General features: G+C 55.2%; 1 protein-coding gene. It reads right to left on the reverse strand.

From position 1 onward, the window contains the following. Positions 1–179: 179 nt before the first annotated feature. Entirely contained in the window at positions 180–11,036 is a 10,857-nt protein-coding gene (locus CBW46_RS12405; protein WP_089200319.1) for a non-ribosomal peptide synthetase, read from the reverse strand. Positions 11,037–11,114: the final 78 nt, after the last annotated feature.

Genomic DNA, 11,114 nt, shown 5'->3' on the forward strand with positions numbered 1-11,114 from the left:
CGTGTGGTCCCCACTCACACTATTAACAAGATAATCTCACGCTGTTACCCGGCATTTGCGGGAGAACATGGAATGTCTTTGATCTTCTCCATGTTCCACACCGCTTGGCCAACATGTCATCGCGCGCTTTTCGTAAGTATGTGCTTTCGCCTATGAGCCGCAACTGTTCTCAGGCAGCCTCAGCCTAGCTTTTCCGACAGCACTTCGAAAATGTCCTCCATTTCGTCCATTCCCAAATCCGTGGCATCGAAATCACTTGGCGTGAGATCCTGGTCTTTCTTCTCGACGCAATGGTGGATCAATTGCAGCAGATGGCGCTGAAGCCTCTCCATCAGTTGAGTGATCGTGCCCCGCAAATACTGCTGTTTGTTAAAGGTGCAGGATAGAGCGAGCCGCCCGCCCCGCACGATGCCGCTGAAGTTGAGCGCGTGCAGTGCTTCCGACTCTCCGCTGATCTGATCGCCCATGCCATATGTTGAAGGGCCGAAGGCATCCGTTTGTACCTCACTGTCAAACTGTCCGAGGTAATTGAAGCTGATTTCCGGCTTGAGCGCGAACTCCAACCCCGCTTTGTGCTCTGCTGCGGTTAAGTAGCGCAGGATGCCGTAGCCTACCCCTTTATCCGGAATACTCCTCAAGCCTTCTTTCACCGTTTTGATCAGCGTCGGCAATGGACCGTCTGGCATATTCAATAGGATCGGATACTGCGCCGTGAACCAACCGACGGTGCGCGACACATTCATTCCTGGCAGGATTTCTTCCCGGCCGTGACTTTCGAGATTAATGCATATCTTGGACTCGCCCGTCCACTCCTGCACAGCCATTCCGAGCGCAGTCAATAAAATGTCGTTCATCTCCGTCCGGTAAGGTTTATGAACTTGCGTGAGAAGCAGGCGAGTGTCCTCTTGTGATAATTCTACCGATACCGAGGCACAATCTTTTATCACGTGCGTAGTGCTTGCGTTATCCTTCGGCAGCGGCATGATACGCTCATTTTCAATCCGCTGCCAGTAATCCGCCTGCTTAAGGAATGCCGGCGAGTCGGCATAGGCCTGTAAGCCCTCCGCCCAGTCCTTGAACGAATTGGTTTTATCGGGCAAGCTCACCTCTTCTCCCCTAACGGCCTGCAAATAGCCTCCGGCGAAGTCCTCCAGTAAAATCCGCCACGACACTCCGTCCACCACCAGATGATGGATGACGATAAGCAAATGATCGCCATGATCGGTTTGAAAAATCACCGTTTTCAGCAGAGGGCCCTGCCCGAGATCGATACTGCGCTGCACCTCATCGGCATAAGACGTGATCCGCGTTTCAATATCGTTCACGCCTTGGAGATCAACCACCTGCACACTCACCTCGCCGCTCTCCGAGCCGCGATTGTGCTGCACCACTCCTTCCTGGCTGAACGTGTAGCTCATGCGGAGGGCATCATGATGCTCCACAATTTTGCTCAGCGCCTCTTGCACAGCATACGGGGCGAAGCCGGACGGTGCATGCAGCATAACAGACTGATTCCAATGATGCATCGCGGTAAACCGCTGTGCGAAGAACCAGCGTTGAATCGGGGTCAGCAAGACGTCGCCCTCTACCATGCCTTGCTCAGCCGTCGCACCCTCGGCTCGCTGCAAATACGGGCCGACCTGTTCGATCGTCGGATGTTGGAACAGATCCTTCATCTCGAGCTTCCAACCCTCCCGGTACAGGCGGCTCGCCATCTGTATCGCTTTGATCGAATCGCCGCCGAGCGCGAAGAAATTCTCCGTGGTGCTAACTTTGTCAAGTCCCAGCACATCCTGCCATACCTGAGCCAGCAGTGCTTCGAGCTCGTTGGCCGGCCCGTTATATGTTGACGGTTCGGCAGTGCTGATCTGCGGAAGCGGCAGCGCTCTCCGGTCTACCTTGCCGTTTGGCGTCATGGGCAGCTGCGGGAGCTCAACCCAATACTGAGGCACCATGTAATCAGGCAGTACACTCGCCAGATCCATTTTCAGTTCATCGGCATCCAAGCTTCCCACAGGCACCACATACGCGCACAGCGCCGTGTTTCCCTGGGAATCCCGGATATCACTGACCACGGCGGCGCTAACTGCTGCATGCTGAGCCAAATGCACCTCTATCTCGGGCATTTCAATCCTAAATCCTCGAACCTTCACTTGTCGGTCTATACGGCCAAGATATTCAATAGTACCGTCTTCCAGCCATTTGGCGGAATCGCCCGTGCGGTACATCCTCTCGCCCGGCACGAACGGATCGGGTACGAACCGCTCTGCCGTCTCCTCAGGCCGGTTCATATAGCCGCGCGCCAAACCTCTGCCGGCGATACATAGCTCTCCTGCGACCCCGGTCGGCTGTAACTGACCGCCGCTTCCCAGAACGTACAGCCGCGTGTTTGTGATCGGCCGGCCGATTGTGATCGTTTGAGCCCCGTGCTTAACGCTCGTGCTCGTGGCCACCACGGTGCTTTCCGTCGGCCCGTAGTTGTTAACTAACGTGTATCGATGCTCCGACCCAACCCTTTTCAACTGATCCCCACCGGTGAGCAGGACGCGCAGGGAACGGTTGTCCAGCTCCATAAACTGCTCGCACAGTTGGGTGGGCAGGAAGGTTACCGAGATGCCGTTGTTATTGAAATATTCATTCAAACGCACGATGTCCATGCGAATCGTTTCGTCTATGATATGCACCTGGGCACCCGCCACCCAGTATGGGAACAGCTCCCACACGGTCGCATCAAACCCGAACCCGGCATATTTGGCGCTTCGGTCATTGCTACCTACGGCAAATGCCTCGTTGTGCCAGAAGCACAGGTTCACCAACGAACGGTGCTCGATCATGACGCCTTTGGGCTGCCCAGTCGTGCCGGACGTGTAAATGATGTATGCGAGATTGTCGGCCGCCGCGTTGACACCGGGATTGGGCACTTCACTGTTGAACCCGCCCGAGCAGTCGTGCTCTCCATCCAGCAACAACACTTCTCCACCGAACTCCTGCGGCACAGCCAAACCTGTCTGCGTCAGTAGCAGGCGCGCATTGCTGTCGGACAGCATGTAGGAGATCCGCTGTGCAGGATAGCTCGGGTCGATCGGCACGAACGCGCCGCCGGCTTTCAATATGGCAAGAACCCCTGCGGCCATTTCCAGCGATGGCTTGGCCATGATGCCGACAGGCTGATCCGGACGAACCCCCTTGGCGATCAGCACACGAGCCAACCAATTGGCTCTAGCGTTGAGTTCCCGGTATGTCCACTGCCGCCCGTTGTATACCACCGCCGCTTGATCCGGAGTAACGAGCACCTGATGCTCGAACAGCTCGTGAATCGTTTTGTCCGTTGGGACGTCGGATTGCTCCGTGCGATTCCATTCCACGAGCGTTTTTCGTTTTTCCTCAGCGGTAAGCAGTTCAATGTCGGCTAGACGGGCGTCCGGATTTTCAACGGCACCCAGTAAAGTGTTCAGCAAGTACGCGCTCCAGCGGACTACCGTGTCCTTTTTAAACAAGTCGCAGCAGTACTCAAATTGAAGCCCAAGTTCATCCGCGCGCTCAAAAGCTCCCAGTGTTAAATCGAACTTGGAAGTAGTATGAGGCATGTCATACGGCGCAATGTTCAAGCGATCCAGCCGAAGCACATCCCGATCCGCATTCTCCGAGGTAAGCATCACGTTGAACAGCGGGTTCCGGCTGACATCTCTGGGCAGGTCCAGCTTATTGATCAGCTGCTCAAAAGGATAATCCTGATGCTCGATGGCCTGAAGACTGGCTTCCTTAACCTCCAGGAGCAGCTGCCGGAATGTTTTGTCCGCACGCGGCCCGGTTCTCAGAGCCAATGTGTTGACGAACATGCCCGGAATCGCTTGGCTATCCGGATGTGCTCTGCCTGAAACGACGGAGCCGACAATTACATCATCCTGTCCTGAGAGCTTAGCTAAAAAGATGTTGAACACGGACAGCAGTACCATATGCATGGTCGTTCCGGTTGCCAGCGCAAGCCGGCGGATCTGATCAGTCAATTGCTTAGATGCGCGGAAGCGTACAACATCGCCCGCAAAGCTTTGCACCGAGGGACGTGGATAATCGGTCGGCAGCGACAGCTCAGGTATCGTGCCTGAGAATGTCTCCAACCAATACTGCTCTTGCCGTTCAGCCACCTCCTGCTGCGCCGGTTCGTTGTACCATGTTGAGAAATCCTTGTAATGCAGCTTGGGCTGCGGCAGAGCCTGCCCTGCGTACAGCGCGGCTAATTCCTTCACCAAGATTTCATTGGAGTGGCCGTCGGTAATAATGTGATGCGTATCGGTCAACAAAAGATGCCGGTTCTCCGCCAACTTGATCACGCACGCTCGGAACAGTGGTGCCGAATGCAAATTAAACGGACGGATGAACTGCTCTATCAGCTCAGGTGCTTCCTCCTCGATGCATGCCAGCTGGTGCAATTCAAACGGCACTCGCTGATGGATTTGTTGTACCGGTTTGCCTTCGATGTCCATAAACGACGTGCGCAGCGACTCATGCCTGTCGATCAAGGCCTGGAGTGCTCGTTCCAGCCGCGATGCATCGAGCTCGCCTTCCAGAAGCAGAACGGACGGCATGTTATAGCTAGCGCCGGACGGTTCGAATTGCTGCAAAATGTACATCCTGTTCTGCGCGGAGGAGAGCGGATAATACGGCTGCTCGGGCGCGGGCTCTATCTGCGCATAGACAGACGAACTGCCGGCTGCAGCTTCATCGAGATATGCCGCAAGACCTCGCACGGTCGGCCGATCGAATAATACTTTGATCGAAATGTCGCGGTTGAGCTTCGTTTGGAGGCTGCCGATCAACATCATCGCCTTCAGGGAGTGTCCGCCCAAATCAAAAAAGTTGTCATCCACGCCAACGCGGTCCGCGCCGAGCGTTTCCTGCCATAAATCGCACAGCACGAGCTGCATTTCACTTTCGGGGGCCGCGTACGCTGCTCCGGATGTGTTGACTAATACAGGTGCAGGCAGGGCACGACGGTTGATTTTGCCGTTCGCCGTCAGCGGGATCGATTCGACTTGGACAAAGTAGCTTGGAACCATATACTTAGGCAGCTGCGCCGATAACCATTCCCGCACGGCCGCAGCGGCGAGCTCGCCCTTCTCGGCCACGAAGTATGCGCACAACTCCTGAGCTGCACCTTGTTCGGGATACCCGACGACTACAGCCTTGTCCACCTTTTCATGTCTCACCAGCGCCGCCTCAATTTCGCCCGGCTCGATGCGGTAGCCGCGGATTTTCAGCTGGCCGTCCATTCTGCCCAAAAATTCTATTTCACCGTCCGGCCGCTTGCGCGCCAGATCCCCCGTTCTGTACATCAACTCGCCCGGCACGAACGGATCGGCCACAAATTTCTCCGCAGTCAGTTCCGGCAGGTTCAAGTACCCGCGGCCTACGCCGTCACCGGCGATGCATAGCTCACCCGGCAGTCCAACGGGCTGCAGTCGGTTGCCGGCATCCATGATATACAGCCGGTTGTTGCCAATCGGCCTGCCGATCGGTACATAAGCGTTCACATTGGCAGAGCCTTCGCATGCTTCCGGCCGGATATCGAATGCAGAGGCATCGACGCAGCACTCGGTCGGCCCGTACACATTAGTGATCAGCGGTGCGCTGCCGGCAGACGCAAACAAATCGTAAACTCCTCGCACCGTCTCCTGCGGCAGCGCTTCTCCTCCGATCAGCATATGACGGATGCCAACGCCCTGCACATTGCCAGCCGCCAGCAGCATCTGCACGTGAGCCGGCGTGCCGTCGGTGACATCGATACGGTGCGATCGATAATATGCCGCCAAAGCACGGCCATCCATGGACGATGATCTGGGTACGACGAACAATGTGTGCCCCAGAAGCAGCGAAGCGAATATTTGCTGCACCGACGCGTCAAAGTGAAAAGGTGCAACCAACGCAACATTTAAAGTCGTATGATCATGCTGTGAGTAAACGCGGTCACGCAAGCCTTCGACCAAATGGAGCACTTGACGATGTTCTATCATGACCCCTTTGGGCTTGCCGGTCGTGCCTGATGTGTAGATTATGTAAGCCAAATCATCCGCCGCAGTGGCTATCTGCGCCGATGTCTCACTCAGCGCACGGTCAGCTGACTCTAACGCCGAGCTGCGGGCGGCGGATACGTCGATGACTGCGCCGTCGAATAGTTCGCCGACACGGGCAGCGTATTGCTGTTCAGTGATAAGCCCACGCGCACGGCTGTCCTGCAAAATAAATTCAATGCGCTGATCCGGATTGTCAGGATCGATCGGCACGTATGCTGCACCGGCTTTAAGCACAGCCAGCATGGCCGCTATCGCATCGGTCGAACGCGACAAAAGCAGCGCCACAGCGTCCCCACGTCCGATGCCGAGACCGCTCAATGTGCGCGCCAGACTCGCCGCCCTCTCCTCCAGCTCGTGGTAGGTGAGCTGTCCGTCAGGGGCGACAGCCGCTATCCGTTCCGGCATTTTGGCCGCCTGGCTCTCAAACTGGCTGTGGATGCATTGGTCCGTCGCATAATTCACTCCAGTGGCTCTGGACTCTTCCAGCAGTTGACGTCGTTCCCCCGCTGACAGCATATCCATCTCACTGACAGTCGCGTCAGGATTGGTCACTGCGGCGGCCACGAGTTGTACCAAATAGCCACTCCAACGTCGCATTGTGTCAGCCGAAAACCGCGCTGTTGCATAATCGAAGCTCAAACGGATTTCATTATTCGATTCGAGCGCTTCCAGCGTCAGATCGTACTTAGCCGCCAGGGGCCGCATGGGATAGTCGGACAAGCTCAGCTCGCCCAGCCGCATTTGTGGTGTGTTCATGTTTTGCATGTTGAACATCACGTTGAACAGAGGAGTCCGGCTTGTGTCCCTGTCAATCGGCAGTTTTTCGACCAACATTTCAAACGGATAATCCTGATGTGCGAATGCTTGCAGGCACAGCTCCTTGACCTCCGTCAGATACTGCCTGAAGGTTTTGCTGCCTTCGGGCGCACTGCGAAGCGCGAGCGTATTAACGAACATACCCGGCATATCCCGGATGTCGGCATGTGTTCTTCCCGCGATAGGCGAACCAACGATGATGTCCTCCTGCGAGGAACATTTGGCCAGGAATACGTTGAATGCGGCCAGCAAAAACATATATGCCGTTGTGCCCGTAGCAGTCGTAAGCTCCTGAATTCTTCCGGCGAACTCCTTGCTTATGCCGAACACGAACCTGTCACCTGCGGCGCTCTGCTGAGAGAGGCGGGGGTAATCGGCCGGTAAATCCAGCACCGGGATGTCGCCTGCAAACTGATCGAGCCAAAATGACTCAAGGCGGCCCAATCTCTCCTGCTGCTCCGGCTGGTTTTGCCACACGGCGTAGTCCTTGTAGTGAAGCTTTGGTTCGGGCACTGTCTGCCCGCCATACAATGCAGCCAAATCCTGCACCAGCACTGCGGTAGATGCACCGTCGGTGATACTATGATGCATGTCAATGAGCAGAAGATGGCTGTGTTCATCAAATTGGATCAGCTCAGCCCGCAATAATGGTGCTTGATCAAGATCAAACGGCCGCACAAAATTACGGATTAATGTCTCGCTGTCCTTCTCCGACGCGCGAGTGCACTCCAACTGAAACGGAATGTGTTCGTGTATCTTTTGCACCAGCGCTCCGTCTACCATATGGAATGACGTCCGCAATGTCTCATGCCGGGCGATCAGTCCCTGGAAGGCCGCTTCCAGGCGCGACTGGTCCAACTCCCCTTCCAGGCTTAGCGCGGCGGGAATGTTGTAGCCGATACCCGCTCCTTCCAGCTGGCTCAAAATATACATGCGTCGTTGCGCAAATGATAGTGGGTAATGCGGCTGCACTTGAGCGGGCTCGATCACACCCGCGCTATCTTCGGTCGCGGCTTGCAAGCTCTCGGCCAAACCCCGAATGGTCGGACGTTCAAACAACAATTTGATAGGAACTTCACGTTCGACTTGTTGATGCATTCTGGAGGTCAGGAGCATGGCTTTTAAGGAGTGGCCGCCGAGGGAAAAGAAATCGTCATCGATACCCACACGCTCAACGCCAAGCACCTCCTGCCAAATTTCCGCCAAACGTTCCTCCAGTTCAGTGCGTGGAGCTTGGTAAGTGTCTCTGCCCGCACCTGCAGTTGGCTTGGGCAATGCCTTCCTATCAAGCTTTCCGTTAGACGTGAGCGGCATCTTCGGCAGCTGCATGAAATGTGCGGGCACCATATAATCCGGCAGATGCACGGAAAGCGCTTGGCGCAACTCGCCGAGACTCAACTGCTCGCTTCCGGTAAAATATGCCACCAGCATCGGCTGTCCGTGATGATCCGTCAACGGCAGCACAGCAGCTTCAGTGATCGCCGGTATCTGCAGCAAACGATGTTCAATCTCGCCTAATTCGATGCGGAAGCCACGAATTTTCACCTGATGATCACTGCGTCCAAAATACTCCATTTCTCCATTCGGCAGCAGCCTGGCCAGGTCTCCCGACCGATACAGCCGCTCACCCGGCTTATATGGGTTGTCAATGAACCGCTGCGCCGTCAACTCCGGGCGGTGCAGGTAACCGCGAGCCACCCCAAGGCCGGTAACACACAATTCGCCGATCACGCCCATTGGCACGAGGTTCATGTCCTTGTCCATGATGCAGCAGCCGAGCGTCGGTATGGGTACCCCGATGTTCGAGATATTGCTGTTGATTTCTTCCGTCGCGATTTCTTTATATGTAACATGCACGGTTGTCTCGGTGATGCCGTACATGTTGATCAGTTTGGTCTCCGGGTATTTGTCGTTCCATTCCCGAAGTATCGCCGGCTGAAGCGCCTCGCCGCCAAAAATAACATACCTCAATTCAAGCTCCCGGCTAGGTGCGGCGATCTCACGCTGGATAAGCGCAGCGAACGCGGTCGGTGTCTGATTCAGTACGGTGACTTTCTCATCGATCAACAGCTGACGGAACTGTTGTGGCGACTGCGCGACCTCTTTCGGCACGGCCACCAGCTTGCCTCCATATAAGAGGGCACCGTACATCTCCCACACGGAAAAATCGAAGCAGAAGGAGTGGAACATCGTCCATGTATCTCTGCTGCTGAATGTGAACTGAAGCTTGTCGTTTACCAGCAGACGCACAACATTCCGGTGCGAAATCATCACCCCTTTGGGCTTGCCTGTCGTGCCGGAGGTATAGATGACATAACATAAATCGTCCGGCGAATTTACCGGCGCCAAGTTGTACGTCGCTCCGTCGGTGACATCAACGTCGGACAGTTCCAAGCAGAGTGTCTCACCCGAGAAATCTACGCTGTTCAGTAAATGACTTTGGGTGAGCAGAACCCTTGCACCGCTGTCCTCCAGCATAAATTCGATCCGGTCGGAAGGGTATGCCGGGTCAATTGGGACATATGCCCCGCCAGCCTTCAGAATCGCCAACATGCCCACTATCATCTCCGGAGAACGCTCGGCCATAATTGCCACCAGTCCATCCGGCCCAACGCCTTTTGCCCGCACGAGTGCGGCCAGCCGGTTGGCACGCGCATTCAACTCCCGGTACGTGAGCCGACGATCCTCGAACACTACAGCGGCACGATCGGGCACTCGCTCAACCTGCTCCTCGAACAACTGCTGGATTGTCTTGTCCTGCGGATACGAAACCTCAGCATGGTGAAGCGAACCAAGCAGCTGCTGTCTTTCATCCTCCGACAAGTAGCATACCCCCCTGATGTGCGCTTCAGGGTTGCTAACCATGGCCCAGGCGATATTAGTTAGATGTGCTGCAACCTTTTCAATCCACTGTCTATCATAGACGGAGGCGTTGTACATCATCTTGATGGTCCACTGGTCGCCGGGAAATGCAATCAGATTAAAATCATAGTTGGTTTCGTCCGACCCTCCGACGACCTCCGCCGAAAAACCCAGACGCTGCTCAAAGTTCCCGTCCTCAAGCTCCCGTTCCAGCGGAAAATTTTCGAAAGCAAGCAGATGGTTCACCAACTGTTGACCTAACACGGAACGATTTTGGATATCATACAGCGGCACGTGATCATACTTTTCCGCCTCGAGTGCACTCTTCTGCACGGCCGCGAACAGATCCGCAAACGTAGCATTCTCGCCCATACGGACGCGAACCGGGATGGTGTTGATAAACAAGCCCACCATGCTTTCTATGCCATGGATAGATGAAGGCCGACCGGAGACGACGGCGCCGAACACCACATCATCCGTATTGTTGTATCTGCCAAGCAGCATGCCCCACATAGCTTGGAACATGTTGGATGCGGTGACCTGATAGCGGTTTGACACCTGCTTGATCGCTGCAACCAGCCGCTCATCCCAAGTGAAAGTCCAGCTCTCGTTGCGGTACACATCGCCGGCAGACGGCCGGCGGCCGCCCGGCAGCGGCGTGGCCTGGTCGAAATCCGCCAACCTGGCGTCCCAATAAGTGAGCGCCGCTTCTTTGTCCTGTTTTGCCAGCCATTTGATGTACTCGCCATACGGTCTTACAGGTTCGACGGCTAAGGTCCGGCCGCTGCGCAGCGTCTCATAGCATTGGAACAGCTTTTTCATCAGCACGCCCAAACTCCAGCCATCAATCAAAATATGGTGGTTGCTCCACATGAATTGATACGAGCTCTCCGTCAGCTGAAAGATCGCGACCCGGATAAGAGGATCTTTTGCTAAATTAAACCCGTTGGTCTGGTTTTGATGCCTGTAGGCCTGTAAATAGCGCTGTTGCTCCGACTGCTCCATTTGCGTGATGTTCTCGTAATGCACAGCCACCTGGCGTTCGGCAAACACGATCTGCCGGGGCCGCTGCAGCTGCTGGTGCACAAAGGCGGTACGAAGAATTTCGTATGATTCGAGCAAATGATCTATACATTTCTGCACAATCGTCACATCTAAATGGCCGGTGACGTGCAGCTCCAACTGGGTGAAATAGGATGAGGACTGTGGATCAAGCACAGCATGATACATCATACCTTCCTGCATGGGCGTCAACGGGTAAACCTTTTGAATTGTTTTCTGACTCATAATTCACCTCATTGAAATGTTATAGTGTGTGTAAACGTACTCCCACAGCGTGCCGATCATGCGACTGGCATTTCCATG

The organism is Paenibacillus xerothermodurans, assembly GCF_002220865.2.
GTDB classification, from domain to species: Bacteria; Bacillota; Bacilli; order Paenibacillales; family NBRC-103111; genus Paenibacillus_S; species Paenibacillus_S xerothermodurans.

Coding starts and splice junctions, on each gene's coding strand:
- CBW46_RS12405 (WP_089200319.1), bottom strand. CDS start 11,036: ATGAGTCAGAAAACAATTCAAAAGGTTTACCCGTTGACGCCCATGCAG.